This window comes from Arthrobacter sp. UKPF54-2, assembly GCF_007858535.1.
GTDB lineage: Bacteria > Actinomycetota > Actinomycetes > Actinomycetales > Micrococcaceae > Arthrobacter.
The window spans coordinates 2574287-2599712 of the sequence record NZ_CP040174.1 but is presented as its reverse complement, the minus strand read 5'-3'; the positions used below and the strand labels follow the sequence as shown (position 1 = coordinate 2599712).

Below are 25426 nucleotides of genomic sequence, written 5' to 3'. Positions count from 1 at the left end.
CTTGGTGCATGAGAGTACCGATGAATCACGCGGCAATTTGGAAAGCTGGATACGTGCTTGCAATCGTCTGCCCTGGACAGGGCTCCCAGACCCCTGGTTTTCTGGCCCCCTGGCTGGAACTGCCATCCGTCGCAGGCCAACTGGCCTCCCTTAGCGAAATCGCAGGCATCGACCTCACCGCCCACGGCACCACCTCCGACGAGGAAACGATCAAGGACACTGCCGTCGCGCAGCCCCTGATCGTCGCCGCCGGCCTGGTGACCGCCAAGGCCCTCTTCGACGTCGAACTCGGCACCCTCCCGGTCATCCTGGCCGGACACTCGGTCGGCGAGATCACCGCCTCCGCCCTGGCCGGCGTCCTGACCGAGACCGAGGCCATGACCTTCGTCCGCGAACGCGCCAACGGCATGGCGGCCGCCGCCGCTGCCACCCCCACCGGCATGAGCGCCGTGGTGGGCGGAGACCCGGCCGAGGTGCTGGCCGCAATCGAGGCCTGCGGCCTTACCCCCGCCAACGTCAACGGCGCCGGCCAGACCGTCGCAGCCGGCACGCTGGAGCAGCTCAAGGCCCTCGCCGAGAATCCGCCGGCCAAGGCGCGCGTGATCCCGCTCAAGGTTGCCGGGGCGTTCCACACCTCGCACATGTCCCCCGCCGTGGCCGCGCTGCAGGCCCTGCGGCCCTCGCTGCACCCGCGAAACCCGCAGGTGCCCCTGCTGTCCAACTTCGACGGCGCGGAAGTCACCGACGGCGGCGCCGCCGTCGACAGCCTGATCGCCCAGGTCTCGCGCCCGGTCCGCTGGGACCGCTGCATGGAGACGCTCGTTCAGCGCGGGGTGAGCGGCGTGATCGAACTGGCCCCGGCCGGGACGCTGGCCGGTCTGGCCAAACGCGGCATGCCCGGCGTGAAGACCGTTACCGTCAAGACCCCGGATGACCTGTCCGCCGCCTTGGCCCTATTCGCAGAACTGGAGGGAGGACAATGAGCGCTCCTACTCTGAAGCAGGCTCCGCTGCAGGAACACACCCGGGTCATGGGCGTCGGCGCCTACCGGCCCAGCGTCATCGTCACCAACGAGGACGTATGCCAGTGGATCGACTCCTCCGATGAGTGGATCCGGCAGCGCACCGGCATCATCACCCGGCATCGCGCCCCGGCCGACGTCAGCGTGATCGACATGGCCGAGGGCGCCGCCCGCGAGGCCCTGCAGAAGGCCGGCATCGACGCCTCCGAGCTCGACGCCGTCATCGTCTCCACCGTGACGCACCCGTACGCTACGCCCTCGGCCGCCGCCAGCCTGGCCGACCGCCTCGGTGCCACCCCGGCACCGGCGTTCGATATCTCCGCGGCCTGCGCAGGCTACTGCTATGGGATCGCCCAGGCGGACGCCCTGGTCCGCTCCGGCGCGGCCAAGTACGTGCTCGTGGTCGGCGCGGAGAAGCTCTCCGACGTCATCGACAACACCGAGCGCACCATCTCCTTCCTGCTCGGCGACGGCGCCGGCGCCGTCGTCGTCGGCCCCTCCGACACCGCTGGCATCGGCCCGTCCGTGTGGGGCTCGGACGGCAGCAAGTGGGACGCCATCGGCATGACCCACTCGATGCTGGACATCCGTGAACTGGCGATGGCCGGCAAGCGCGACGCCGCCCTCAGCGAGGGTGAAGCCGCCGTGACCGAGGCGGCGCTCTGGCCCACCCTGCGCCAGGACGGCCAGACGGTGTTCCGCTGGGCGGTCTGGGAAATGGCCAAGGTGGCCCAGCAGGCCCTCGACGCCGCCGGCATCCAGGCCGAAGACCTCGCGGCCTTCATCCCGCACCAGGCCAACATCCGGATCATCGACGAGATGGCCAAGAAGCTCAAGCTTCCGGAGACCGTCAAGGTCGCCCGGGATATCGCCGAAGCAGGCAACACCTCGGCAGCCTCCATCCCCCTCGCAACCCACCGCTTGCTGCAGGAAAACCCTGAGCTGAGCGGCGGGCTCGCCCTGCAGATCGGCTTCGGAGCCGGACTGGTCTTCGGCGCCCAGGTGATTGTGCTCCCCTAGGCGGCCACCGTACTTCTCGAGCTGCTCGCATTTCCCGACAGCACGGATTCCCGAACCAAGCCGAATCCCTCGGTTTGAATCATTTCGCCAGAATCTCCCGGCACAACCACCGGAAGCGGACGGCACCAACAAGAAAAGGAGCCATCAATGGCTAGCAACGAAGAAATCCTGGCCGGCCTGGCTGAAATCGTCAACGAAGAGACCGGCCTGGCCCCCGAGGCTGTCGAAATGGACAAGTCCTTCACCGAGGACCTGGACATCGACTCCATCTCCATGATGACCATCGTCGTCAACGCCGAGGAAAAGTTCGGCGTGCGCATCCCGGACGAAGAGGTCAAGAACCTCAAGACCGTCGGCGACGCCGTCAGCTTCATCGCCAGCGCCCAGGCCTAATTCCGCCTGAGCTTTGGTTCCGGCCCGCGGGCCGGAGCTGTGGCCAGTCCGGGGCGCTCTGCGCGTCCCGGACCAGCCACCACCCCTATGTTGTTTTCGCATGACTGCATGACCACCGAGTTTTCCCCACGCAGGCCCCGGCCGCCCCTCACGGGTTCCGGACACGGCAGGCGCACCGACAGAGAGTGATCCCATGGCACGCAAAGTAGTCATTACCGGGCTGGGTGCCACCACACCCATTGGCGGCGATGTCCCCACGATGTGGAAGAACGCGCTGAAGGGCGTCTCCGGGGCGCACACGCTTGAGGACGACTGGGTAGCCAAGTACGAGCTGCCCGTGCACTTTGCGGCGCGCGCCTCCACCCCCGCCCTCGAGGTCCTGAGTAGGGTCGAGGCCAAGCGCATGGACCCGTCCACGCAGTTCGGCGTCATCGCCGCCCGCGAGGCCTGGGCCGACGCCAACATCACCGAGATCGACCACGACCGCCTCGCCGTTGCCTTCGCAACCGGCATCGGCGGCGTCTGGACGCTCCTGGACGCCTGGGACACCCTGCGCGAAAAGGGCCCGCGCCGCGTCCTGCCGATGACCGTGCCGATGCTGATGCCCAACGGCGTCGCAGCCGCGGTCAGCCTGGACCTGGGCGCCCGCGCCGGCGCCCACACCCCCGTCTCCGCCTGCGCCTCCGGCACCGAAGCCGTACACATGGGACTGGACCTGATCCGCTCCGGCAAGGCCGACGTCGTCGTCTGCGGCGGCGCCGAAGCCGCCATCCACCCGATGCCGATCGCCGCCTTCTCCTCGATGCAGGCGCTCTCCCGCCGCAACGACGATCCCGAGCACGCCTCGCGGCCCTACGACCGCGACCGGGACGGCTTCGTCATGGGTGAAGGCGCCGGCGCCCTGGTCCTCGAGGCCGAGGAGCACGCTATCGCCCGCGGCGCCCGGATCTATGCCGAACTCGCCGGCACCTCGGTGACCGCCGACGCGTACCACATCACCGCCCCGGACCCGGAGGGCCTCGGCGCCACCCGCGCGCTGAAGGCGGCCATGTTCGACGGCCGGATCCAGGCCGAGGACGTGGTGCACGTCAACGCGCACGCCACGTCCACCCCGGTGGGCGACAAGCCCGAGTACACCGCCCTCAAGGCCGCCCTCGGCAAGCACGTCGACGACGTCGCAGTCTCGGCCACCAAGTCGCAGATGGGGCACCTGCTGGGCGCCTCCGGCGCGGTGGAGGCCGTGCTCACCGTGCTGGCCGTGTACGAGCGCAAGGCCCCGGTAACCATCAACCTCGAAAACCAGGATCCCGAGATCCCGCTCGACGTCGTCACCTCCGAGCGGGCCCTGCCCGGCGGTAGCATCGTGGCGCTGAGCAACTCCTTCGGGTTCGGCGGCCACAACGCCGTCATCGCCGTCCGCAGCGTCTAACGCTTCAGGCCTTTTTTGGTCCGGACGCCGAAATGACAGATGGCGGCAATGTTCCTCGTGAACATTGCCGCCATCTGTCATCTGGCGCTGCTATGGAGTGTTGTGCGCCGGGACCGGCGGGTACGGCTAGCCGACCTGGTGGAGCCAGCGCACCGGGGCGCCCTCGGCGGCGTGCCGGAAGGGTTCGAGTTCCTCGTCCCAGGCCTCGCCGAGGGCAAGGGAGAGCTCGTGGTAGACCGCGGAGGGGTCACCGGCGCCGGATTCGTAGGCGTAGCGGATGCGGTCCTCGGAGACCATGATGTTGCCGTGCACGTCCGTGACGGCGTGGAAGATGCCAAGCTCGGGGGTGTGCGACCAGCGGCCACCGTCAACCCCTTGGCTGGGCTCCTCGGTGACCTCGTAGCGCAGGTGCGCCCAGCCGCGGAGCGCAGACGCCAATTGAGCCCCCGTGCCCGGTGTTCCGGTCCACGACAGCTCGGCCCGGAACATTCCGGGCGCGGCGGGCTGGGCAGTCCACTCAAGGTCCGTCCGCTTGTCCACGACAGACCCAATGGCCCACTCAACGTGGGGGCATAGGGCGGTCGGGGCCGAGTGAACGAACAGGACACCGCGGGTTAGTGCAACAGACATTCCATCCTCCATAGCTATAGGTACGTCTTCCCCAACGACCTCTGCCTGGATGCCTGCCTGCTGCGTGAATCCGCGTGCGGGGGTGCTGCCCCTGCCAGACTATTCAGTTTCTTCAAAACCACAACATGCAAAAAATAGGTCCGGACCTCAGGTGGTGGAACGATGCTCAAGAGCTTCAAGCACCACTTGAAAGTTGCCGGGCGTGAGTCTTATTCTGCCGTACCCCGTCTAATTACGCCAGTGCAATTCCGCGCGTCGCTTCCGGCGCGCCCTTTTGGCCCGAGGAGGGATGGAGGGGCGGGGTCCGGGCGGGGCGTTCAGGCGCGGGGGTGGGCCTGCTGGTAGCTCTGCCGGAGCCTTTCGACCGAGACGTGGGTGTAGATCTGGGTGGTCGCCAGGCTGCTGTGGCCGAGGATTTCCTGCACGGCACGGAGGTCCGCCCCGCCGTCGAGCAGATGCGTCGCCGCCGAGTGCCGCAGGGCGTGCGGGCCGGTCGCCGAGGTGTCCCCCAGCCCGTCCAGCAGCCCCTTCACGACGCTGCGGACCTGCCGCTGGTCCACCCGCTTGCCGCGCGCGCCGAGGAACAGCGCCGGGCCGGATTCGGCCGCGGCCAGGGCCGGGCGTCCGCGGCGCAGCCAGTCGTCGACGGCGAGCGCCGCCGGGAGGCCGTACGGAACCGTACGCTCCTTGTTGCCCTTACCGAGCACACGCAGGGTCCGGCGGTCCGGGTCCAGGTCGTCGACGTCGAGCCCGGCGAGCTCCCCGACGCGGACACCGGTCGCGTATAGCAGTTCCAGCATGGCGCGGTTACGCAGGGCCATCGGTTCGCCCTCGGCCGCAGCGGATTCCGCCCCGGCCACGAGCCGCTGAACCTGCCCCTGCTGCAGCACGCCGGGCAGCGACATTTCCCGCTTCGGAGCCTTAAGCCGCAGGGCCGGGTCGGCCGTGATGAGTTCCTCGCGGACGGCCCAGGCGGTGAAGGCCCGGGCGGTGGCCGCGCGCCGGGCCAGCGTGGCGCGGGACATCCCCGCCTCGCTCTGAGCACCGAGCCAGCGGCGCAGCGTGCCAAGTTCGAGATCAGCCAGTTCTTCCGCGCCCTCCGAGACCGCGTGCGCCAGCAGGCTTCCGACGTCGGCGAGATAGGCGCGCACGGTATGGGCGGACCGGCCCCGCTCGGCCTCCAAGTACCGGCCGAATCCGTCGGCGGCAGCGGCGAGCGCTGCGGGCAGTTGCTGGGTTGACACCCTCCAACTCTCCCAGCAATCGGTCCGGCGCCGGCGCAGCCCGGCGGCGCGCCGCGGAGAGTGTCCGTGACTGGGCCGCGGAGATGCACCGCCCACCACCGCCGCCTGGGCGGTAGTCCCGTGCCCAACGCCATCACGCGGCCCCGGGGGCACGTTTCCAGCCGCCGTGGCGTGATTCGGCCAGGCCCAGCAATCCGAGCCGACCGAGTCCTGCCCTGACCGACTCGGGGCTCAGCCCGGCGACCGTGGCGAGCTTTTCGACGGTGCTCGTAATCCGCAACGGGAGAGCGTCCAGGAGGATCAGGTCCTCAAGGGTCAGTCCGTCGTGGGCCTCCACCCGGCCGGACCCGGGTTCAGGCAGGGAGTCGCCGCTGGGTGAGGCAAGTTCCGCGATCTCGGCGGCGTCCGTGACGCACACCGCGCCGCCTTCGCGAAGCAGACGGTGGCAGCCGGCGGAGTTGGCGCTGTGGACCGACCCGGGGACCGCCCCGACGGCCCGGCCCAGGGTCTCGGCGTGGTGGGCTGTGTTGAGCGCACCGGATCTCCACCGCGCTTCCACCACTACCGTCACGGCGGCCAGAGCGGCAATGAGCCTGTTGCGTTGCAGGAAGCGGTACCGCGTGGGCGCCGAGCCCGGCGGCACCTCGGCCAGCACAGCGCCCTGGTTGGCCACGGTCCGGAGCAGGTCCTCGTTCCCGGCGGGGTAGAACCGGTCCACGCCCCCGGCCATGACGGCGATGGTCGGCAGGCCTTCCGTGGCGCCGGCCAACGCGGCCCGGTGGGCGTGGGCGTCGATGCCGTACGCGCCGCCGGAGATGATCGTGAAGCCGCGTTGCGCCAGCGCATAGGCAAGGTCACCGGTGACGGCGGACCCATAGGACGTGCTGTCCCGCGACCCCACCAGCGCGACTGCTTGATGCACCGCCGGCAGTTCCTGTTCCACGCCGCGCCACCAGAGACAGAGCGGTTCCTGCAGCCCCAGGTCGGCGAGCTGGCCGGGCCACAGGTCATCCGCCGGGATGAGCAGGCGGCCGCCGAGCCGCTGCATGGTCGCCAGATCTCGTGCCGGCGCAAGGTCCGGAACCCGCGGGGCCCAGCGTTTCAGGGCCATGCCCAGGCCGGTCCAGCCGCCTCCTGCCCCGTTCTCTTCCAGCACCCTGGCCAGCTCCTGCTCCAGGTCGAGACCGGCCGCCAACTGCCCGGTGGCGATCCTCAGGGCGTCCTCCGCCCCGGCGACCCGGACCAGGGCCAGCCCGGCGGCGTCCTGGGGTTCCAGGAGCCGTGACAGGGCGGCTCGGGCCGTCCGTTCGTTCTGTGTCATGCTGCATTCCCTTCAGGCTGAGGTTCCCCTTGCGGGAGGGGCTGGAGATTGTGCCGGCGGTGCGGTCAGGCGGCAGCCGCTGTGGCCTGACGGAGGCCGAGTGCCTGGCCGATGTCGTCTGCTTCGGGACTGTCGCGGCCGTCGAGGTCCGTCAGGGTCCATGCCAGGCGGAGCACACGGTCGTAGCCCCGGGCCGTTAGGGTCCCGCGTTCCAGCGCGTGGTCGAGGATCCGCGTGGTCGGTCCGGGCAGGCGCAGCGGACCGCGCAGCACCGGTCCCGGGACCTGCGAGTTGGTTTCCAGCCCCAGCGGACGCAGCCGCTCCAGCTGGCGCGCCCGGGCGGCTTGAACCCGGGCGGCGATGTCCGCTGTTCCCTCTTCGGCGCGGGACTGGCCGAAGTCCGCCAATGCCACGCGTTCGACCTCCAGCTGGATATCCACCCGGTCCAGCAGCGGCCCGGAGAGCCGGGCGAGGTAGCGGCGGCGCATGATCGGGGTGCAGGTGCAGTCCACCCCCTTGCCGGAGGCTTTGCCGCAGGGGCATGGATTGGCCGCAAGGACCAGTTGGAAGCGCGCCGGGTAGGCAGCCGTGCCCGCCGAGCGGTGGATGACCAGTTCACCGCTCTCCAGCGGCTGCCGGAGCGCGTCAAGGACCCTGCGCTCGTACTCGGGGGCTTCGTCCAGGAACAGCACGCCGCGGTGTGCCCGGGATGCCGCACCCGGCCGGGGCAGTCCGGATCCGCCGCCGATGATGGCTGCGGCCGTGGCGGTATGGTGCGGGTTCTCATACGGGGGCCGGCGCAACAGCGTAACGGAGGCGGACGTGAGCGAACTGAGCGAGTGGATGGCCGTCACTTCCATGGCCTCCCGGTCCCCCAGGTCCGGGAGCAGCCCGGGCAGGCGCTCGGCCAGCATGGTCTTGCCTGCCCCCGGGGGGCCGGTCAGCAGCACGTGGTGCGCTCCGGCGGCTGCCACTTCCAGTGCCCGGCGGCCCTCCCCCTGGCCCGAGACGTCGCACATGTCCGGCGCCAGGGGCACGGCGGAGGTCCCGCCGGCGTCGGCCGGGTCCTCGTCGACCGGTTCGAAATCCAGGGCCAGGTCCTGCGGGTCGGCGCCGAAGTCAAGGGCCAGCCGGGCTAGGGTCCGGTAGCCGCGAACTCTTGCGCCGGGGACGAGTTCGGCTTCGGCCGCGTTGGCCTGGGCCACCACCACGTCTGGATAACCGGCGTGGACGGCCGCCATGACGGCCGGGAGGATGCCGCGGACGGGCCGCAGCCGTCCGTCCAGGCCGAGTTCGGCCAGGAAGACCTGCCGGCCGGTGGGCCGGATGTCGTTGGCGGCGAGCAGCACCGCCATGGCGATGGACAGGTCGAAACCGGAGCCGCGCTTGGGCAGCGACGCCGGGATCAAGTTCGCGGTAATCTTGCGGCGGCTGAGCGGGATGCCGGAGTTCTGGGCCGCGGAGCGGATTCGTTCCTTGGCCTCGTTGAGCGAGGCATCCGGCAGGCCGAGGATGACAAAGGCGGGAAGGGTCTGGCCGATGTCCGCCTCGACCTCGACGATGTAGCCGTTCAGCCCCACCAGCGCCACCGAGTACGTGCGTCCCAGCGCCATCTACCCCACGCCCTTGAGGTGTTCGATGGCCGGGCCGCCGGTGCCGTCGTCGAGCACGGCGATGACATCCACGCGGCGCAGCGGCATGCGCAGTTCATGGTCCCGGCACCATGCGGAGGCCAGCCGGTGCAGCCGGGCCAGCTTGTCCACGCCCACGGCCTCGAAGGGGTGCCCGTAGGCGAGGGATCTGCGGGTTTTGACCTCGGCGATGACCAGGGCGTCGCCGTCGAGCGCGACAATATCGATCTCGCCCTCGGGGCAGCGCCAGTTCCGGTCCACGATCCGCATGCCCTGGGCCTCGAGGAAGCCCGCGGCAAGTTCCTCACCGCGCCGGCCCAGTACGTCCTTAGCTCTCATGCATCCAGCGTGGAACGCAGGGCGGCCAGGACGCGGACAGAACTTTGGCTATGTGGGTAACTCAGGCTCCGCAGACCCCAGGAGGCCCGGAATCAGTTCCCCAAGCCCTCCACCTTGGGCAGGGCGAGCTCCTCGCTGCGCGGGAGTTCCTCAACGTTGACGTCCTTGAAGGTGATAACGCGTACGCTCTTGACGAACCGGGCGGAGCGGTAAACGTCCCAGACCCAGGCGTCCTGCAGGGTCAGGTCGAAGTAGACCTCGCCGTCGGCGCTGCGGGCCTGCAGGTCCACGTGGTTGGCCAGGTAGAAGCGCCGCTCGGTCTCGACCACATAGCTGAACAGCCCGACGACGTCGCGGTATTCGCGGTAGAGCTGCAGCTCCATGTCGGTTTCATAGTTTTCAAGGTCCTCGGCACTCATGGTTCCATCTTGCACCATTGGGCGCCGGGCGCGCGCCACGGCTCAGTCGCCGAGCAGCTGCCAGCTCACCCGGTGGTACGGCGTGGGGCCGGCGGCGCGGAGCGCATCCTTGTGCGCGGCGGTGCCGTAACCCTTGTTCTCGTTCCAGCCGAAGGCCGGGTACTCGGTGTGCAGGGCGGTCATCCGGCGGTCACGTTCAACCTTGGCCAGCACCGACGCCGCAGCGACGCTGAGGCACTGCATGTCCGCCTTGACGAGGGTGTGGACCGGCGCGTCGCACACGGGCTCCTCCGGGCCGGCGTCGTCGGGCTCCGGGTCGAACAGAGAGGCCTGTGCCACCGGCGAGAGCCAGTTGTGGCTGCCGTCCAGCAGCACCACGTCCGGCGTCACGCCGGCGGCCAGCACCGCGGACCAGGCGCGGTTTCCGGCCAGCCGGAGCGCGGCGATGATGCCGAACGCGTCGATTTCCGCGGCGGAAGCGTGTCCCACCGCCGAGGCGACGCTCCAGCTGCGCACCAGCGGCTCCAGCCGCTCCCGGTCCGCCACCTTGAGCAGCTTGCTGTCCCGCACATCGGCGAGCAGCGCCTGCTGGTGCAGGTCTACGACGGCGATCCCGACGCTCACGGGGCCGGCCAAGGCGCCCCGGCCCACCTCGTCGATCCCCGCGAGCAGCCGGGCGCCGGAGCTGCGGAACCGGCGCTCGTAGTCGAGGGTGGGCGCTTCGAACACGACTGCCTTACTTCCCTGCCGCCGGGACGCTGCGGAAGACGTCCGGGTAGTTGTCGAGGGCCGTGATCCGGTTCAGCGGCCAGGCGATGACGGCGGCTTTGCCCTCGATGTCCGCCACGTCGATGAAGCCGCCGTTGCTTTCCATGTGGGCGCGGGAGTCTGCGGAGTGGTTCCGGTTGTCGCCCATCACCCAGACCTTGCCGGCGGGCACCACGACGTCGAAGTCGCGCACCTGCGGGACCTCGGCACTGTTGATATATTTCTCGTCCAGCGGGGCACCGTTGACGCTGATCCGGCCGCTGCCGTCGCAGCAGACGACGTGGTCCCCGGGCAGGCCGATGACGCGTTTGACGAGGTGCTGTTCGGAGTTGTCCGGCAGCAGGCCCACAAAGGTCAGCGCGTCCTGCACGCCGGTGAGCGGCCCGGCCGGTTTCTGCGCGGTCGGCACCAGCCAGCCCTTGGTGTCCCGGAAAACGACGACGTCGCCGCGCTCCATGGCAATCGGCTCGGGCACCAGCAGGTTGACGAAGATCCGGTCGTTGACGTCCAGGGTGTTCATCATCGATTCGGACGGGATGTAGAAAGCCCGGAACAGGAAGGTCTTGATCAGGAAGGACAGCACGACGGCGATCACCACCACGGTGGCGACTTCCTTGAGCCAGAGGAACGCGGGGCTATGGCCCTCCCGGGCCTTCGCCCGCCGGGCCCGCGCGGACGACGGACCCGCGTGCGAGGGGCCCGTCTGCGGGACGTTGGCGGCACGCCCGGGCAGCGCCGGGTCCGGGGCGTGTTCGGGGCGCGGGGTGGGCTCGGGCCGCGGCACGGCCGGGAGCCGCGTCGTCGGGTGGTCGGCGCCCGGGATGGGCGAGGAGGTCACCCGGGGCTCGTCGTTCCCCTGATCAGGTGTCCGGGGTCCGGTCTCGGGCATCTACTGTCCGTTCTTCATCGTTGTGGCGGCCTCGGCGGCCGCGATATTGCTGCAAATCTATCAAGCGGCCAGAGGATCTGTACCGGGCGGCCGATGACACGGTCCAGCGGCACCATTCCGCCGCCCGGGGCCCCCAACAGGCTGCGGGAATCGGCCGACTTTGAGCGGTGGTCCCCCATCAGCCAGAGCCGTCCGTCCGGGACCAGAACATTGAACTTCAGTTGGCTGGGGGCGTCGCCCCCATACACATAGGGTTCCTCAACCGGCTGGCCGTTCACTGTGAGCCGGCCGTCCGCGTCACAGCACACCACGTGATCACCGGGCAGTCCGATCACGCGTTTGACGTAGGTGGTGTCGCTGCCGGTCAGGCCCAGCCAGTGGCCCGCGGCGGCGAGGAAGTCCGCGGCCGGGCCCTTGCCGCTGTTCAGCGGGGCGAAGGAGCCGCGGCCGTCGAAGACCACGACGTCGCCGCGGCGCACCGGTTCGGCCGCGAAGTCCGTACGGGACACCACGATCCGGTCGCCGTCGCGGAGCAGCGGCTCCATCGACGCCGAGGGGATGAAATAAACGTCCAGCCAGAGCGAGCGGACCAGTCCGCTGATGGCCACGGCGAGCACCAGGCCCAGAAGCACAAAACGCCAGCCCAGTTTCCTGGGCCGGCGTTTTGTCTGTTCCATGATCCGTGTCCTCTAACGCTTTTCTCAGTTGAACGGCGCAGTGGCGGACGGTCCGGGCGCGTGCCTGGACCCTCCGTGGATCCGCTGTGAAAGTCCGGAGGACTTACTTGGCGGTCTGGAAGTCGCGCTTTTCCTTGATCTTCGCAGCCTTACCGCGCAGTGCACGCATGTAGTAAAGCTTGGCGCGGCGCACGTCACCCTTGGAGACGAGTTCGATCTTGTCGATGATCGGGGAGTGCACCGGGAAGGTACGCTCCACGCCGACGCCGAAGGAGACCTTGCGGACGGTGAAGGTTTCGCGGACGCCGTCACCCTGGCGGCCCAGGACGAAGCCCTGGAAGACCTGGACGCGGGAGTTCTTGCCTTCGATGATGTTCACGTGCACCTTGATGGTGTCACCCGCGCGGAACTCCGGAACATCGGTGCGCAGCGAGGCTGCGTCTACGGAATCGAGGATATGCATTGATCCACTCCTGGTGAACGCCACAGGTCATTCACGTTGGGTCACGGCGGCCAAGCCCGGATTCAGTGCACCGGAAATTGCCGCCGAAAGTTTTGTTGTTCCGGCCCCGTCAGGACTTGACGGCGCCGGGGTGCCGCGCTGTTGGTGACGCTCCCCCTGTGGCAGGTTCGCACCCAGCAGGCACAAGGACTAATTTTGCCACAAACCGGTTCGTTTTGGTGAATTGGCCTCCGTGGAGGCGGCGGCTCAGGCCTCGGGGCGGCGCTTCAGCCGGCCGTCGACGACGTCGTACCCGAGTTCCCCGAAAGCGGTGCGGTCCGCGCGGGGCAGCTTCCCGGCGTCGAACGCCTGCAGCAGGTCCGGGCGGCGCTCCGCGGTGCGCCGGTATTGTTCGTGCCGGCGCCACTGCGCGATTTTGCCGTGGTTGCCGCTGAGCAGCACCGCCGGAACCTCCCGGTCCCGCCAGCTGGAGGGTTTGGTGAATACCGGGTATTCCAGCAGGCCGTCGGAGTGGGACTCCTCCACCAGGGATTCGGGGTTTCCCACGACGCCGGGCAGCAGCCGGCCGACGGCCTCGACCATGGCCAGCACGGCCACCTCGCCGCCGTTGAGCACGTAGTCGCCCAGGCTCATGGGCCGGACGGTGAAGTGCTCCGCGGCCCATTCCAGGACCCGCTCGTCGATGCCCTCGTAGCGGCCGCAGGCAAAGACGAGCTGGTCCTCTTCCGCGAGTTCGTGGGCGATCGCCTGGCTGAACCGCTCCCCCGCCGGGGACGGCACGATCAGCACGGGCTTGCGGGCGGTGCCCGGTTCAGGCGCCTTCGGGCCGGCCTCGGCCACGGCGGTCAGGGCCTGGGCCCAGGGCTCCGGCTTCATGACCATGCCGGCGCCGCCGCCGTACGGGGTGTCGTCCACGGTGCGGTGCCGGTCCGTGGTGAAGTCACGGAGGTCGTGGACGTTCAGTTCCAGCAGCCCGTCCTGGCGTGCCTTCCCGATGAGGGAGAGCTCCAGCGGTGCGAGGTACTCGGGGAAGATGCTGACGACGTCGATCCGCATCTCAGGCGCGGTCCTCCGCGCCGGCTTCGGCGTCGCCGTCGTTGCGGGCGCCGGCGTCGCGGTCATCGTCGCCGTCGTCGGGGGTCGCGCCGGCGTCGGTGTTGACCTCAAAGAGGCCGGCCGGCGGGGTGACGAGGACGTACTTGTCGGCGACGTTGACCTCGGGGACAATCTGCTCCACGAAGGGGATCAGGATTTCCTTGCCGGCCTGGTCGGTCACCACCAGCAGGTCCTGGACGGGCATGGTGTGCAGCCCGGACACCTTGCCGACCACGGCGTCGCCGACCCGGACGTCCAAGCCCACGAGCTCGTGCTCGTACCAGCCCTCGTCGTCGTCCTCGTCCAGTTCCTCGGTCTCGATGAAGAGCTTCGCGCCGCGGAGGGCTTCCGCGGCGTTGCGGGTTTCAACTTCCTCGAAGGCCAGCAGCAGGATGTCCTTGTTCCAGCGGGCGCTCTCCACGGTCAGCGGCCCGGCCGAGGCCGGTTCCACCACGAACTGCGTGCCGGGAACAAAGCGGTCACCGGGCGCATCCGTGAGCACCTGGACGGTCACTTCGCCGCGGATGCCGTGGGGCTTGCCGATTCGTGCCACCTGAAGCTGCATTTGTTCCTCTGTTCGGGTTCTCTTGAAATCTAGGGGGTGTTGGTGAATTTGCTGCGCAAAACAGTCCGGCCCCTCCACCATAAGCTGGTGAAGGGGCCGGACTAAAGATCAAGTAATGCTTGCTGCGCTACCGGCGGCGGTCGGTGTCGACGACGTCGACCCTGACCGGTTCGCCGTCGGCCAGTGCCGCCACCACGGTGCGCAGTGCGCGTGCGGTGCGGCCCTGGCGTCCGATCACCCGTCCGAGGTCGTCCTGATGAACGCGTACCTCGAGGGTATCCCCGCGGCGGTTGTTCTTCGCAGAGACCTTGACGTCCTCGGGGCTGTCAACAATCCCGCGGACCAGGTGTTCGAGCGCTTCTGCCAGCAATTTACTCAGCCTCGGTGGTCTCTGCTTCGGCGTCGGCGGGTGCCTCGGCTGCGTCGTCCTTCTTGGCCTTCTTGGTGATGGCTTCCGGGATGATCACGGAACCCTTTTCCGGGGTGACGAAGGCTTCCTTGGGAGCCTTGGTCTTCAAGGTGCCCTCCTGGCCCGGGAGACCCTTGAACTTCTGCCAGTCACCGGTGATCTTCAGGATCGCGGCGACCTGCTCGGACGGCTGTGCGCCGACGCTGAGCCAGTACTGGGCACGGTCCGTGTCGACCTCGATGTACGAGGGCTCTTCGGTCGGGTGGTACTTGCCGATCTCTTCGATGGCACGTCCATCACGCTTGGAGCGTGCGTCCATGACGACGATGCGGTAGTACGGTGCGCGCATCTTACCGAAGCGCTTAAGGCGAATCTTTACGGCCACTTTTGTGGTCACTCCTGTTTCTGAAACGGGGTCGAGCCCGGCGTTCTGCACCCGTGGGGCGGGCCGTACTAGGGGGTTCTAAAGGACAGGATCCGGACGCGGAGAGAGGGGCCACGCAGATCGAGTACCTGTTCATTGTGCCAGATCACGGCGCGGATTTCGACTTGACACCTGCGGCCGGGGTGTTTGGGCGCCGTTGGGCCCGGGCCTCAGTTGGTCCAGACGTAAAGTCCGGCCTTCGTGGCTGGGTCGACGCCGGCGGCCAGTTCGGCGAGCTGCCGGACGTAGCGGGCAGCCTGGTCGGCGCCGAAGGGCATATCGTCCTCGGCAGCCCAGCTTTCGGCGACGTCGGTGAGGACGTCCCCCTCCCCCTCTGTCTCGTAGCTGAGCAGGTCGGCCAGTGCCCGGACCATGGCCGCCGGAACGCCCAGCAGCGAATCGCTGGCCACGTCCACCATGGCCAGCTCATAGTCGGCGCCCTTGGCGTGCACGGCGGCGCCGGCCAGGTCGCCGAGGCGTTCGACTTCGAAGTCGCTGATCTCAGGGATCCGGACGGCGCCGGGGACGGCAGCGGCGCCGCCGTCGAGGGCTGCGGCGCGCTTGAGGGCGGCGTCATGGGTGGCGACGAAGATTTCAGTAAATCCCAATGAGCTCATCCTTAGCTGTGTGGCGGCACCAGGCCGCGGTTTTGGCGTCACTTCAGCCTAGCTGCTTCAGCCCTGCAGCGCCCGGACCGGACATGCCCTCCGCTGGCACCCAGGGACGGACATGCCCTGCGCTGGCGCCCGCCCGCGGACGGGCATGCCCATCGCTGGCACCGAGCATTGGACATGCCCCTTTGGGCCGGGGCATCAGGACGGGCATGTCCATCGCTGGCGCCAACCATTGGACATAGCCAGGTTATGTCCAATGCTCGGTGCGCGGACCGGACATGCCCCTCTGACGAGCCCCGCACCTGACGAGCATGCTCAGCCGCAGCGTTGCCGGATGGTCATGTCCAGCGGGGCAGGCTCGAGGATGGACATGCTCATCCTGCGTGCCATCGAAGGATGGACATACCCGTTGGTGGAGCCGAGCGATGGGCATGTCCGGTGCACGCAGCCAGCAACGGGCATGTCCAGTAATGTCCGGACCCTCTAGCGGACGGCGACGCGGATCCGGTTGCGCCACGGGTCCTCGAAGCGCAACTCGGCCCCGGTGTGGTGCGACTGGACGCCGGCGGTCCTGAGCCGGTCCGCCAGCGCTCCGACGTCGTCGCCGGACGGCACTTCGATCAGCACCTCGCCGAGGCCCAGCGTGTCGCGGCGCGGCCCGGCGCCACGGCTGTTCCAGACGTTCATGGCCATGTGGTGGTGGTAGCCGCCGGCGGAGACGAAGAGCGCCTGGCCGTGCCAACCTGCGGTCTTCTCGAAGCCGAGGGTGCCGACGTAGAAGTCGTGCGCGGACTGCACGTCGCCGACCTGCAGGTGGACGTGCCCGACGCCGGCGTCCGCTTGCCGCTGTCCGGCCAGCGACGCCTCGGTGAGGTGCTGCTCCAGGTAGCGCTGCGGCGGGAGGGCCAGGCTGTCCATCACCACGTTCTTCCCCTCCCAGGACCAGGCTTCGCGGGGCCGGTCCCAGTAGAGCTCGATGCCGTTGCCCTCGGGATCGTTGAAGTAGAAAGCCTCGCTGACCAGGTGGTCGGCGCTGCCGGTGAAGGACTGCGGCTCGTACTGCGCGGCAGAGGCGACGGTGGCCGCGAGGGCAGGCTGGTCCTCGAACAGCAGGGCGGTGTGGAACAGGCCGGCCTCGCCGCGGGAGGGCAGGTTCAAGCCGGGTGCCGGGGCGAGGTGGACCAGCGGCTTCGCCTTCCGCCCGAGGTAGAGGCCACCGTCCTGCTCGGCGACGACGTCGAGGCCGAGGGCGCGCTGGTAGTAGTCGGTCATGACCTTCATGTCGCCGACCTTGAGCATCACGGTGCCCATGGTGAGTTCGGCAGGAAGGAGATCCTGGATGCTGGCTTCTGCGGTCATCGAAACGCTCCGGTGGTCCTGTGGCCGCCGACCTTCGGCGACCCTACATAGATCTAAATTACTTGAAGCTTCAATTTATTCCTAGTGGACGGAGATTCTGGCCGCGTGGGCGATCTCGAGGCCCGAGTCAGGACGCGTGGGCGTGCCGGCTGCGGTTGACGTCGGCGATGAACGAGCGGATGGCCCGGTCGCCTTCCTTCGAATCCTGCGGCCGGTGCCCGCCCGGGGCGGTACGGTGCAGGGCCCCGGTCTCCCTCAGGTAGCCGGCGATTTCCTCGTACAGCGGCTCCCAGCCGCCGGTCAGGACCAGGGTGGGGACGCCCGGGACAATCTGCAGCGGGGCGTCCCACGGCGGGGCCTGCAAACGGAGCCGGCGCTGTTCCCGCCCGTCCTCGGCCGCAGGGGCGCCTACGGTTCCACGGACCGGGGCGTGGGCGGCAAACACCCGGCGCACGAACTCGCGGTGGAAATCCTCGTCGCCGAGCTCGTGCCGGAGGTCGAAGAGCGGTTGCATGAGGGCCCGGTGCGCCGCCGTCGCCGGCAGTTCCGCGGTCAGCGAGAAGCAGGCGGGTTCCACCAGGGTCAGGGACCGCACCAGGTCGGGACGTTCGACGGCGGCCATCATCGCTGCGATGGCCCCCTGCGAATGCGCCACCACATGGCCGCCGGCCTCGCCGCGGCCGTCGTCGGCCAGGGCGCGCAGCACGATGTCGGCGTCAGCCGCGAAGTCCGTCTCGAGCGGCTCGGCGACGGCGTCGAAGCCGTGCCGGCGCAGGAACAGGGCGTCGTAGGTCAGCGCCATGCCATGCTGCTTCGGCCACGCGGCGGCGCCAAAACTGCCGGCCCCGTGGACGAAGACTACGCGCTGCTTGAACATGTCCTAAGCCTATGACACCGCCCCGTCATCGGAGCCGGCGACATACTGGCTGCCGGCACACTGCCGCGGGCAGCCCTGCTTCTACTACTTGCTGCCGCCGAGGAATTTGTCGAAGCCCTTGGGCAGATTCAGCTGCGACGGGTCGAAGTCCCCGCCCTGCTGGCCGAAGGCTGCGCCGGTGGGAACGGCCTTGGCGCCGGCGGCACGCCGTGCCTCGGCATCCTTGAGCTCCTGCGCGGCCTTGGCCGGGTTGCCGGAGCGGGCCTTTTTCTTCGGCGCGGACTTGGCTCCCTTTCGAGCGCCGCCTCCGCCGCCGCCCATCCCGGGCATCCCCGGCATCCCCGGCATCCCCGGCATCCCGGGCATACCGCCGCCGGCTGCCATCTTCTTCATCATCTTCTGGGCCTGCGCAAAGCGTTCCAGCAGGCCGTTGACCTCGGAGACATGCACGCCGGAACCGCGGGCAATGCGGGCGCGGCGCGAGCCGTTGATGATCTTCGGGGCGACACGCTCGTGCGGGGTCATGGACCGGACGATCGCCTCGACGCGGTCGATCTCGCGTTCGTCGAACTGCTCCAGCTGCTGGCGGATGTTCTGCGCACCCGGCATCATCATGAGCATTTTCTTCATCGAGCCCATGTTGCGGATCTGCTGCATCTGGGCGAGGAAGTCCTCAAGGGTGAAGTCTTCCTGGTCGGCGAACTTCTTCGCCATCCGGGCCGCTTCGTCCTTGTCCCAGGACTTTTCGGCCTGCTCGATCAGGGTGAGGACGTCACCCATGTCGAGGATACGCGAGGCCATCCGGTCCGGGTGGAACAGCTCGAAGTCGTCCAGGCCTTCGCCGGTGGACGCGAACATCACCGGCTTGCCGGTGACCGACGCGACGGAGAGCGCGGCACCGCCGCGGGCGTCGCCGTCGAGCTTGGAGAGCACGATGCCGGTGAAGTTGACACCCTCATCGAACGCCATGGCCGTGTTGACGGCGTCCTGGCCGATCATCGAGTCGATCACAAAGAGCACTTCGTTGGGGACGATCGCGCGGCGGATCTGGCGCGCCTGCTCCATCATCTCGGCGTCGACGCCGAGGCGGCCGGCGGTGTCCACGATCACGACGTCGTGCAGCGTGCGCTTGGCTTCCTCGACGCCGGCCCGGGCGACGGCGACCGGGTCACCGGCGGGGTGGTCCAGCTCGGTGGAGGTGGCGCCGGGGTGCGGGGCGAAGACGGGGACGCCTGCGCGCTGGCCGACCACCTGCAGCTGCGTCACGGCGTTGGGGCGCTGCAGGTCGCAGGCCACCAGCATGGGGCTGTGGCCCTGCGCCTTGAGGTACTTGGAGAGCTTGCCGGCGAGGGTGGTCTTGCCGGCCCCCTGGAGGCCGGCGAGCATGATGATGGTGGGCCCGGTCTTGGCCAGGCGGATCCGGCGGGTTTCGCCGCCGAGGATCTCAACGAGTTCCTCGTTGACGATCTTCACGATCTGCTGGCTCGGGTTCAGCGCCCCGGAGACCTCTGCGCCGAGGGCACGCTCACGCACGCGGGCGGTGAACTCCCGGACCACCGGCACGGCAACGTCGGCGTCCAGCAGGGCACGCCGGATCTCGCGGACCGTGGCGTCAACGTCCGCCTCGGTGAGGCGGCCCTTGCCACGGAGGTTCTTGAAGGTTGCTGTCAACCGGTCAGAGAGTGAATTGAACACGCGCCGTGCACTTCTTTCAGTGGATCTACAGCTGGCGGCCGGAACGGCACACCAGAGTCGTGACTGTTTCGCCGGAACGAACTGCCTCGACAACGGGACTCGACTATCTAGGGTACCAAGACGCGCCTTCAAGGTGGCATGCTGGCGTAGGTGACCAGTCAAACAACGGTAAAGACCCTGCTCATCCTCGGCGCCTCGGGCGACCTGACCGGCAGGCTGCTGCTGCCGGGCCTGGCCCGGCTGGTGGCCCGAGGCCACGCCCCCGGGCTCACCCTGGTGGGCGCCGGCTCGGACGACTGGGCCCCGGAAAAGTGGTTGGAGCGGCTGGAGACGTCCTTCGCCGACGCCAACTCGCAGGCAGACTCCGCCGGCAAGCGGGAGCTGAAGCGGATCCGCGAGAGCACCAGCTACCACCGGCTGGACGTCACCGCGGAGGGCGAGCTGGCCGGGCTGCTGGCCACTTTGGAGGGGCCCGTGGCCGTGTACTTCGCCCTGCCGCCCAAGATCAGCCAGCTGGCCTGCGAGGCCCTGGCTCCGGAGCAGGTGCCCGCGGGGACCCGGCTCGTGATGGAGAAACCGTTCGGTTCCAGCGAGGAGTCCGCGCGCGAACTGAACAGGACGCTCGCGGCGCTGGTCCCGGAAGACCACATCCACCGGGTGGACCACTTCCTGGGCAAGGCCACGGTGCTGAACATCCTGGGCCTGCGTTTCGCGAACACCTTCCTGGAGCCGGTGTGGAACCGGGAGCATATCGAGAAGGTGGAGATCATCTTCGACGAGGACCTCGCGCTGGAGGGCCGGGCCCGCTATTACGACGGCGCCGGCGCCCTGCGCGACATGATCCAGAGCCACCTGCTGCAGATCATGGCCTTGATGGCGATCGAGCCGCCCGCCTCGGTGGACGAGCGGGACCTGCGGGACGCCGTCGCCACACTCCTGCGCGCCAGCAGCATCAAGGCCCCGTACGCCAAGAACACCCGCCGGGCCCGCTACACCGCCGGCTCCATCGACGGCCGCAAGGTCCCGGACTACGCCAAGGAGGAGGGCGTGGACGCGTCGCGCAACACCGAAACCCTCGCCGAGGTGCAGGTGGCGATCGATAACTGGCGCTGGCAGGGTGTGCCCTTCATCCTCCGTTCCGGCAAGGCCCTGGGCGCCAAACGCAAGGAGGCCGTGGTGACCTTCCGCCCCGTGCCGCACCTGCCCAAGGGCTTCACCGGCGTCGACTCCCCCAACCAGCTGCGGATCGGTTTCGGCCCCGACACCCTGCAGTTCGACGTCGACGTCAACGGCCCCGGCAACATCCTCAGCCTGGACCGGGCCACCCTCAAGGCCGAGCTGAGCGCCTCCGAGCTGCTGCCCTACGGTGAAGTCCTGGAAGGCGTCCTCACCGGCGACCCGCTGCTCTCCGTACGCGGCGACACCGCCGAAGACTGCTGGCGCATCCTCGAGCCGGTGCTGAAGGCCTGGGCCCGCGACAGCGTGCCGCTGGAGGAATACGCCGCCGGAACCCCCGGTCCGGAGGGCTGGCCGACGTAACAGCGGCGAAGCGCCAGCCCCAACGACAAAGCGGGCCGGACACCTTTTCAGGTATCCGGCCCGCTGTCGCAACCCCCGATCGCGGCCCCGCTCGCGGTCCAACAGCGCGTCGCGGCTGGGGGGTTGCGGCCTAGATGGCTGCGGCGCCGCGTTCCCCGGTGCGGACCCGCACGGCCTCGAACACATCCATCGTCCAGACCTTCCCGTCACCGGCCCGGCCGGTGTTCGAGCTGGCGATGATGACATCGAGGATGTCGTCCGCCTGTTCGTCGGTGGCGAGCACCTCGACCCGGATCTTGGGCAGCAGGTCCACGTTGTACTCGGCGCCGCGGTACACCTCGGTGTAGCCGCGCTGCCGGCCGTAGCCGCTGGCCGCGCTGACCGTCAGCCCCTGCACGCCGTAGGCTTCCAGGCCCTCCCTGATGGCGTCGAGCTTTTCCGGACGGACGATTGCTGTGATCAGTTTCATGCCCCCACACTTTCCTTGCCTGCTGCGGTCTTCTTGCCGTTGGACGCCGCGTCCACGGTTCCGGCGGCGGCGGCTTCGGCAGCCCCGCCTTCCGGCTTGCCGGTGATGAGCTCGTGCAGCGGCTGGAAGCTTCCGCCGTGGCCGCCGACGCCGAACTCGTAGGCCGTCTCGGCGTGCAGGCTCAGGTCGACACCCACAACTTCCTGCTCCTGGGAAACCCGGAAGCCCATGGTCTTGTGGATGGCGAAAGCAATCAGCGCCGTGAGGACGGCCGAGTATACGATCGCCACGCCGGCCACTGCGAGCTGGGCCCAGAGCTGGGTCAGGCCGCCGCCGTAGAAGAGGCCGCCGCCGACGCCGTCGACCGGGAGGGCGATGAAGCCCAGCGCCACGGTGCCGATGATGCCGGAGACCAGGTGGACGCCGACGACGTCGAGCGAGTCGTCAAAGCCCCAGCGGAACTTCAGTCCGACGGCCAGGGCCGAGGCGACGCCTGCCACGACGCCGAGGCCGAGGGCTCCGACCGGGCTGACGTTGGCGCAGGCCGGGGTGATGGCGACCAGGCCGGCCACCACGCCGGAGGCGGCGCCGAGCGAGGTCGGGTGGCCGTCGCGGATGCGTTCCGTGATGAGCCAGCCGAGCATGGCGGCGGCGGGCGCTGCGAGTGTGTTGACCCAGATCAGGCCGGCCTGCTCGGCCGTCGTGGCGGCGCCGGCGTTGAAGCCGAACCAGCCGAACCAGAGGATGGCTGCGCCCAGCATCACGAACGGGATGTTGTGCGGGCGGTGGTTCGGGTCCTTGCCGAAGCCGCGGCGGTTGCCGATGATCAGGACCAGGACCAGTGCCGCGACGCCGGCGTTGATGTGGACCACGGTGCCGCCGGCGAAGTCGATGGCCGGGCCGAGGGCCTTGCCGATCTCGCCCTCGGGGCCGAAGATGCCGCCGCCCCAGACCATGTAGGCCAGCGGGCAGTAGACCAGGGTGACCCAGACCGGGACGAACACGGTCCAGGCGCCGAACTTGGCGCGGTCAGCGATCGCGCCGCTGATCAGGGCCACCGTGATGATGGCGAAGGTGGCCGCGTAGCCGACCTTGATCAGGCCGTCCGGGGTGGTGATGCCTTCGAGCCCGAAGGTGGCGAACGGGTTCCCGACGATCTCCAGGAAGCCTTCGCCGGAGCTCATGGAGGCCCCCCAGAGCACCCACACCACACCGACCATGCCGATGGAGATGAAGCTCATCATCATCATGTTCAGTGCGGCCTTGGCGCGCGTCATGCCGCCGTAGAAAAATGCGAGTCCAGGTGTCATGAACAGCACAAGTGCTGCTGCCACCATCAGCCATACGTGACCTGCGGTAAGTTCCATGGTGCACGTCCTCCCTTGCTTAGAATTACGTTCGATGCGATCTGAGATGTCCGGCGGATCGCTCCGCCTGCCCCAACGCTGTTTGCGTTCTAAGAAGAGTTTGCTGGTGCCGTGTTTCACCGGCGGAGGATTTACATTGCCGGACTGTTACAAGAACCTCCCGGAAGTAAATGGTGCGTCTCGTGCTTGTTACGGTTATGTTTCACGCCTTCCATCACGCCCCCGCCTGCCGCAAGGCACTAGAAGTGGCATCAGCAGCAGCATCGAAAGCAGCAGCATGAGCAAAACAACCCGTTCAGCCGACGGAACCCGGCGCCCGGCCGGCCTTCGGCAGCCCCGCGGCCCCCGCCTGCCCCGGGACATCAAGGTGATGTTGGTCGCGGCCTTCCTGATCGCGCTGGGGTTCGGCCTCGTGGCGCCGGTGCTCCCCCAGTTCGCCACCACGTTCGACGTCGGCGCGACGGCGGCCGCGGTAATTGTCAGCATCTTCGCGTTTATGCGGCTGGTGTTCGCTCCGGCCGGCGGCGCGCTGATCGTGCGGCTGGGCGAACGCCCGGTCTACGTCGCCGGGCTGCTGATCGTGGCCGCGTCCACCGCAGCCTGCGCTTTCGCCCAGGACTACTGGCAGCTGCTGGTGTTCCGTGGACTGGGCGGGGCCGGATCGGTGATGTTCACGGTCGCGTCGATGGCCCTCGTAGTTCGTTTGGCGCCGCCGGAGAGCCGCGGCCGGGTCTCCGGCGCGTACGCCTCGGCCTTCCTGATCGGCAATGTGTGCGGACCGATCGTGGGCGGGCTGCTGGCCGGCTTCGGGCTGCGGGTGCCGTTCCTTGCCTACGCGGCCGCGCTGGTCCTGGCCGCCGCCGTCGTGCAGACCCAGCTCAGCCACGTCCCCGCGGGGTCGCGTGAGGCCGGGGCGTCCGCCCCGGCGATGCTGCTGCGGGAGGCCCTGCGGGACAGCGCCTACCGGGCCGGGCTCGTCTCCAGCTTCGCCAACGGCTGGGCCACCTTCGGCGTCCGGATGGCTACCGTGCCGCTGTTCGCCGTCGCGGCGCTCGGTGCAGGTCCGGAGTCCGCGGGCTGGGCGCTGGCCGTGTTCGCGGCGGGCAACGCCGCGGCCCTGACCTTCTCCGGACGGCTCGCGGACAACCTGGGCCGGAAGCCGATGATGCTCGCCGGACTGGTCGTCACCGGCCTCGCCACGGCAGCGATCGGCTTCACCCACGAACTTCCCTGGTTCCTGCTGGCCTCGACCGTCGCCGGCATCGGCTCCGGGCTGCTCGGGCCGGCGCAGCAGGCGGCGGTCGCCGACGTCGTGGGCAATGAGCGTTCCGGCGGCCGGGTGCTCGCGGTGTTCCAGATGACCGCCGACAGCGGCGCGATCGTGGGCCCGGTCATCGCCGGTCTGCTGGCCGACCGGCTGGGCTACGGCTGGGCCTTCGGCGTGACCGGCGGGGTGCTGCTCGTCGCGGCCGCTGGCTGGGTGATGGCCCGGGAAACATTCCAGCGGACCCCGGCGCAGGGCTAGTTCAGCAGCGCGTCCACAAAGCTCTCGGGGTCGAAGGGCGCCAGGTCGTCTGCGCCTTCGCCGAGTCCCACCAGCTTGACCGGGACACCGAGGGACTTCTGGATCGCGACGACGATGCCGCCCTTGGCGGTCCCGTCCAGCTTGGTCAGCACGATGCCGGTGATGTTGACGACTTCGGCGAAGACCCGGGCCTGGTTCAGGCCGTTCTGGCCGGTGGTCGCGTCGAGGACCAGGAGCACCTCGTCCACCTCGGCGAGCTTTTCGATGACGCGCTTGACCTTGCCGAGCTCGTCCATCAGACCGACCTTGTTTTGCAGCCGGCCGGCGGTGTCGATCATGACCACGTCGACTTCCTGGTCGATGCCGGCCTTGACCGCCTCGTACGCGACCGACGCCGGGTCGGCCCCGTCGATGTCGGACTTGACCGTGGGCACACCGACGCGCTGGCCCCAGGTGGCGAGCTGTTCGGCCGCGGCCGCGCGGAAGGTGTCCGCGGCGCCCAGCAGCACGTCCTTGTCCTCCGCGACGAGCACACGGGCGAGCTTGCCCACCGTGGTGGTCTTGCCGACGCCGTTGACGCCCACCACCATCATCACCGCGGGCTTATCCGCGTGCCGCTCGACGTTGAGGCTGCGGTCCATTCCGGGGTCCACGAGCTTGAGCAGTTCCTCGCGCAGCAGCGCCTTGACCTGTTCGGGCGAGCGCGTGCCCAGCACCTTGACCCGCTCGCGGAGGGCATCCACCAGCTGCATCGTCGGCTCGGTGCCGAGGTCGGCCAGCAGCAGCGTCTCCTCGACTTCGTCCCAGACGTTCTCGTCGATCTTGTCCGCGGACAGCAGGGAGAGCAGTCCCTTGCCGAAGATGTTGTTGGACTTGACCAGGCGTTCGCGCAGCCGGGTCAGGCGTCCCGCGACCGGCAGCGGGGTCTCGACCGGAACGGTCTCAAGTCCTGCGACGTTGTCCGGCACCTCGACGGTCTCCAGGGCCTCGACGTCGACGGCGTCCGACGGCGCCGCACCGCGGGGCGGCGCCGGGCGGTCCTCCAGCAGCGTGCCCCCGCCGGGACCCTGGACGGGGTCATTCGCGTCGCGCTGCGAGGGGTAGTTGGTGATGTTCTTCCGGGTCTTCATCAGCACCGGAATCAGCGCACCGAGGACCACCAGGGCAACGAGGATGGGCAGGGCAATAGGGAGGATGTCGTTCACTCCCCTAGCTTCTCACAAACCCCAAATGCCCCGCGGACG

General features: G+C 68.9%; 26 protein-coding genes and 1 pseudogene. 6 read left to right on the top strand and 21 right to left on the bottom strand.

Annotated elements, in window-relative coordinates; all coding sequences use genetic code 11:
• Positions 1-53: 53 nt before the first annotated feature.
• The 4 genes from E7Y32_RS11975 (at position 54) to fabF (ending at position 3863) form a co-directional block, all read left to right on the top strand.
• Complete coding sequence (locus tag E7Y32_RS11975; RefSeq protein ID WP_186466982.1) at positions 54-983, top strand: ACP S-malonyltransferase; 930 nt, start codon at positions 54-56, stop codon at positions 981-983.
• Positions 980-2041, top strand: a complete 1062-nt coding sequence (locus E7Y32_RS11970; RefSeq protein ID WP_146337304.1) for a beta-ketoacyl-ACP synthase III — start codon at positions 980-982, stop codon at positions 2039-2041. Before E7Y32_RS11975 ends, E7Y32_RS11970 begins: the two co-directional genes overlap by 4 nt.
• Positions 2042-2188: 147 nt before the next feature.
• Positions 2189-2434 (top strand): acyl carrier protein, encoded by a 246-nt coding sequence (locus tag E7Y32_RS11965; protein WP_138769033.1) that lies wholly within the window; start codon positions 2189-2191, stop codon positions 2432-2434.
• A gap of 193 nt (positions 2435-2627) precedes the next feature.
• Positions 2628-3863, top strand: a complete 1236-nt coding sequence (fabF, locus tag E7Y32_RS11960) for a beta-ketoacyl-ACP synthase II (protein ID WP_146337303.1) — start codon at positions 2628-2630, stop codon at positions 3861-3863.
• 126 nt (positions 3864-3989) lie between these two features.
• Here fabF and E7Y32_RS11955 read toward each other — a convergent pair whose 3' ends face one another.
• The 18 genes and pseudogenes from E7Y32_RS11955 to ffh form a co-directional block, all read right to left on the bottom strand.
• Positions 3990-4493, bottom strand: coding sequence for a DUF3145 domain-containing protein (locus tag E7Y32_RS11955; protein WP_136322385.1), 504 nt, complete (start codon positions 4491-4493; stop codon positions 3990-3992).
• Positions 4494-4810: 317 nt separating this feature from the next.
• Positions 4811-5737 (bottom strand): tyrosine recombinase XerC, encoded by a 927-nt coding sequence (locus E7Y32_RS11950; protein WP_146337302.1) that lies wholly within the window; start codon positions 5735-5737, stop codon positions 4811-4813.
• Between the two features lie 133 nt (positions 5738-5870).
• Positions 5871-7058, bottom strand: coding sequence for a DNA-processing protein DprA (gene dprA, locus E7Y32_RS11945; protein WP_146337301.1), 1188 nt, complete (start codon positions 7056-7058; stop codon positions 5871-5873).
• Between the two features lie 65 nt (positions 7059-7123).
• Positions 7124-8671, bottom strand: coding sequence for a YifB family Mg chelatase-like AAA ATPase (locus tag E7Y32_RS11940; protein ID WP_146337300.1), 1548 nt, complete (start codon positions 8669-8671; stop codon positions 7124-7126).
• Positions 8672-9028, bottom strand: coding sequence for a YraN family protein (locus E7Y32_RS11935; protein ID WP_146337299.1), 357 nt, complete (start codon positions 9026-9028; stop codon positions 8672-8674).
• 92 nt (positions 9029-9120) lie between these two features.
• Positions 9121-9447 (bottom strand): DUF2469 domain-containing protein, encoded by a 327-nt coding sequence (locus tag E7Y32_RS11930; RefSeq protein ID WP_056426737.1) that lies wholly within the window; start codon positions 9445-9447, stop codon positions 9121-9123.
• A gap of 42 nt (positions 9448-9489) precedes the next feature.
• Positions 9490-10176, bottom strand: coding sequence for a ribonuclease HII (locus E7Y32_RS11925; protein ID WP_146337298.1), 687 nt, complete (start codon positions 10174-10176; stop codon positions 9490-9492).
• A 7-nt stretch (positions 10177-10183) separates the two neighbouring features.
• Positions 10184-11053: a signal peptidase I gene (gene lepB, locus E7Y32_RS11920; RefSeq protein ID WP_261382428.1), complete on the bottom strand. Its 870-nt coding sequence runs from the start codon at positions 11051-11053 to the stop codon at positions 10184-10186.
• Positions 11054-11104: 51 nt separating this feature from the next.
• Positions 11105-11781, bottom strand: a pseudogene (gene lepB / locus E7Y32_RS11915) (signal peptidase I).
• A 103-nt stretch (positions 11782-11884) separates the two neighbouring features.
• The gene (gene rplS / locus E7Y32_RS11910) at positions 11885-12244 is read right to left on the bottom strand and encodes a 50S ribosomal protein L19 (RefSeq protein WP_146337296.1); all 360 of its coding nucleotides are present in this window, start codon (positions 12242-12244) and stop codon (positions 11885-11887) included.
• A gap of 246 nt (positions 12245-12490) precedes the next feature.
• Complete coding sequence (gene trmD, locus E7Y32_RS11905; protein ID WP_146337295.1) at positions 12491-13300, bottom strand: tRNA (guanosine(37)-N1)-methyltransferase TrmD; 810 nt, start codon at positions 13298-13300, stop codon at positions 12491-12493.
• Between the two features lies 1 nt (position 13301).
• Positions 13302-13904 carry a ribosome maturation factor RimM gene (gene rimM / locus E7Y32_RS11900; protein ID WP_146337294.1) on the bottom strand — a complete coding sequence of 201 codons (603 nt, stop codon included), beginning with the start codon at positions 13902-13904 and terminating at the stop codon, positions 13302-13304.
• A gap of 127 nt (positions 13905-14031) precedes the next feature.
• Positions 14032-14274, bottom strand: coding sequence for an RNA-binding protein (locus tag E7Y32_RS11895; RefSeq protein ID WP_056426755.1), 243 nt, complete (start codon positions 14272-14274; stop codon positions 14032-14034).
• A 1-nt stretch (position 14275) separates the two neighbouring features.
• Positions 14276-14698: a 30S ribosomal protein S16 gene (rpsP, locus tag E7Y32_RS11890; RefSeq protein ID WP_146337293.1), complete on the bottom strand. Its 423-nt coding sequence runs from the start codon at positions 14696-14698 to the stop codon at positions 14276-14278.
• Positions 14699-14907: 209 nt separating this feature from the next.
• The gene (locus tag E7Y32_RS11885) at positions 14908-15345 is read right to left on the bottom strand and encodes a hypothetical protein (protein WP_186466981.1); all 438 of its coding nucleotides are present in this window, start codon (positions 15343-15345) and stop codon (positions 14908-14910) included.
• Between the two features lie 489 nt (positions 15346-15834).
• Positions 15835-16710, bottom strand: coding sequence for a VOC family protein (locus tag E7Y32_RS11880; RefSeq protein ID WP_146337291.1), 876 nt, complete (start codon positions 16708-16710; stop codon positions 15835-15837).
• A gap of 127 nt (positions 16711-16837) precedes the next feature.
• Positions 16838-17587 (bottom strand): alpha/beta fold hydrolase, encoded by a 750-nt coding sequence (locus E7Y32_RS11875; RefSeq protein WP_146337290.1) that lies wholly within the window; start codon positions 17585-17587, stop codon positions 16838-16840.
• A gap of 84 nt (positions 17588-17671) precedes the next feature.
• Positions 17672-19282 carry a signal recognition particle protein gene (gene ffh, locus E7Y32_RS11870; protein WP_146337289.1) on the bottom strand — a complete coding sequence of 537 codons (1611 nt, stop codon included), beginning with the start codon at positions 19280-19282 and terminating at the stop codon, positions 17672-17674.
• Positions 19283-19432: 150 nt separating this feature from the next.
• Here ffh and E7Y32_RS11865 point away from each other — a divergent pair, with 150 nt between their 5' ends.
• The gene (locus tag E7Y32_RS11865; protein WP_146337288.1) at positions 19433-20821 is read left to right on the top strand and encodes a glucose-6-phosphate dehydrogenase; all 1389 of its coding nucleotides are present in this window, start codon (positions 19433-19435) and stop codon (positions 20819-20821) included.
• 130 nt (positions 20822-20951) lie between these two features.
• On the opposite strand, the gene E7Y32_RS11860 is transcribed toward E7Y32_RS11865, so the two are convergent.
• Complete coding sequence (locus E7Y32_RS11860) at positions 20952-21290, bottom strand: P-II family nitrogen regulator (protein ID WP_136322366.1); 339 nt, start codon at positions 21288-21290, stop codon at positions 20952-20954.
• Positions 21287-22657, bottom strand: a complete 1371-nt coding sequence (locus E7Y32_RS11855) for an ammonium transporter (RefSeq protein WP_146337287.1) — start codon at positions 22655-22657, stop codon at positions 21287-21289. Before E7Y32_RS11855 ends, E7Y32_RS11860 begins: the two co-directional genes overlap by 4 nt.
• Positions 22658-22934: 277 nt before the next feature.
• Between E7Y32_RS11855 and E7Y32_RS11850 the strand changes: the two genes are divergently transcribed.
• Entirely contained in the window at positions 22935-24182 is a 1248-nt protein-coding gene (locus E7Y32_RS11850) for an MFS transporter (RefSeq protein ID WP_146337286.1), read from the top strand.
• On the opposite strand, the gene ftsY is transcribed toward E7Y32_RS11850, so the two are convergent.
• Entirely contained in the window at positions 24179-25387 is a 1209-nt protein-coding gene (gene ftsY, locus E7Y32_RS11845) for a signal recognition particle-docking protein FtsY (RefSeq protein ID WP_146337285.1), read from the bottom strand. The two genes, E7Y32_RS11850 and ftsY, sit on opposite strands and share 4 nt — an antisense overlap.
• Positions 25388-25426: the final 39 nt, after the last annotated feature.

Excerpts from the sequence above, each read along its gene's own strand:
- E7Y32_RS11970 (WP_146337304.1), top strand. The coding sequence starts at position 980 with ATGAGCGCTCCTACTCTGAAGCAGGCTCCGCTGCAGGAACACACCCGG.
- E7Y32_RS11965 (WP_138769033.1), top strand. The coding sequence starts at position 2,189 with ATGGCTAGCAACGAAGAAATCCTGGCCGGCCTGGCTGAAATCGTCAAC.
- fabF (WP_146337303.1), top strand. The coding sequence starts at position 2,628 with ATGGCACGCAAAGTAGTCATTACCGGGCTGGGTGCCACCACACCCATT.
- E7Y32_RS11955 (WP_136322385.1), bottom strand. The coding sequence starts at position 4,493 with ATGTCTGTTGCACTAACCCGCGGTGTCCTGTTCGTTCACTCGGCCCCG.
- dprA (WP_146337301.1), bottom strand. The coding sequence starts at position 7,058 with ATGACACAGAACGAACGGACGGCCCGAGCCGCCCTGTCACGGCTCCTG.
- E7Y32_RS11940 (WP_146337300.1), bottom strand. The coding sequence starts at position 8,671 with ATGGCGCTGGGACGCACGTACTCGGTGGCGCTGGTGGGGCTGAACGGC.
- E7Y32_RS11935 (WP_146337299.1), bottom strand. The coding sequence starts at position 9,028 with ATGAGAGCTAAGGACGTACTGGGCCGGCGCGGTGAGGAACTTGCCGCG.
- E7Y32_RS11930 (WP_056426737.1), bottom strand. The coding sequence starts at position 9,447 with ATGAGTGCCGAGGACCTTGAAAACTATGAAACCGACATGGAGCTGCAG.
- rplS (WP_146337296.1), bottom strand. The coding sequence starts at position 12,244 with ATGCATATCCTCGATTCCGTAGACGCAGCCTCGCTGCGCACCGATGTT.
- trmD (WP_146337295.1), bottom strand. The coding sequence starts at position 13,300 with ATGCGGATCGACGTCGTCAGCATCTTCCCCGAGTACCTCGCACCGCTG.
- rimM (WP_146337294.1), bottom strand. The coding sequence starts at position 13,904 with ATGCAGCTTCAGGTGGCACGAATCGGCAAGCCCCACGGCATCCGCGGC.
- E7Y32_RS11880 (WP_146337291.1), bottom strand. The coding sequence starts at position 16,710 with ATGACCGCAGAAGCCAGCATCCAGGATCTCCTTCCTGCCGAACTCACC.
- E7Y32_RS11875 (WP_146337290.1), bottom strand. The coding sequence starts at position 17,587 with ATGTTCAAGCAGCGCGTAGTCTTCGTCCACGGGGCCGGCAGTTTTGGC.
- E7Y32_RS11860 (WP_136322366.1), bottom strand. The coding sequence starts at position 21,290 with ATGAAACTGATCACAGCAATCGTCCGTCCGGAAAAGCTCGACGCCATC.
- E7Y32_RS11855 (WP_146337287.1), bottom strand. The coding sequence starts at position 22,657 with ATGGAACTTACCGCAGGTCACGTATGGCTGATGGTGGCAGCAGCACTT.
- E7Y32_RS11850 (WP_146337286.1), top strand. The coding sequence starts at position 22,935 with ATGAGCAAAACAACCCGTTCAGCCGACGGAACCCGGCGCCCGGCCGGC.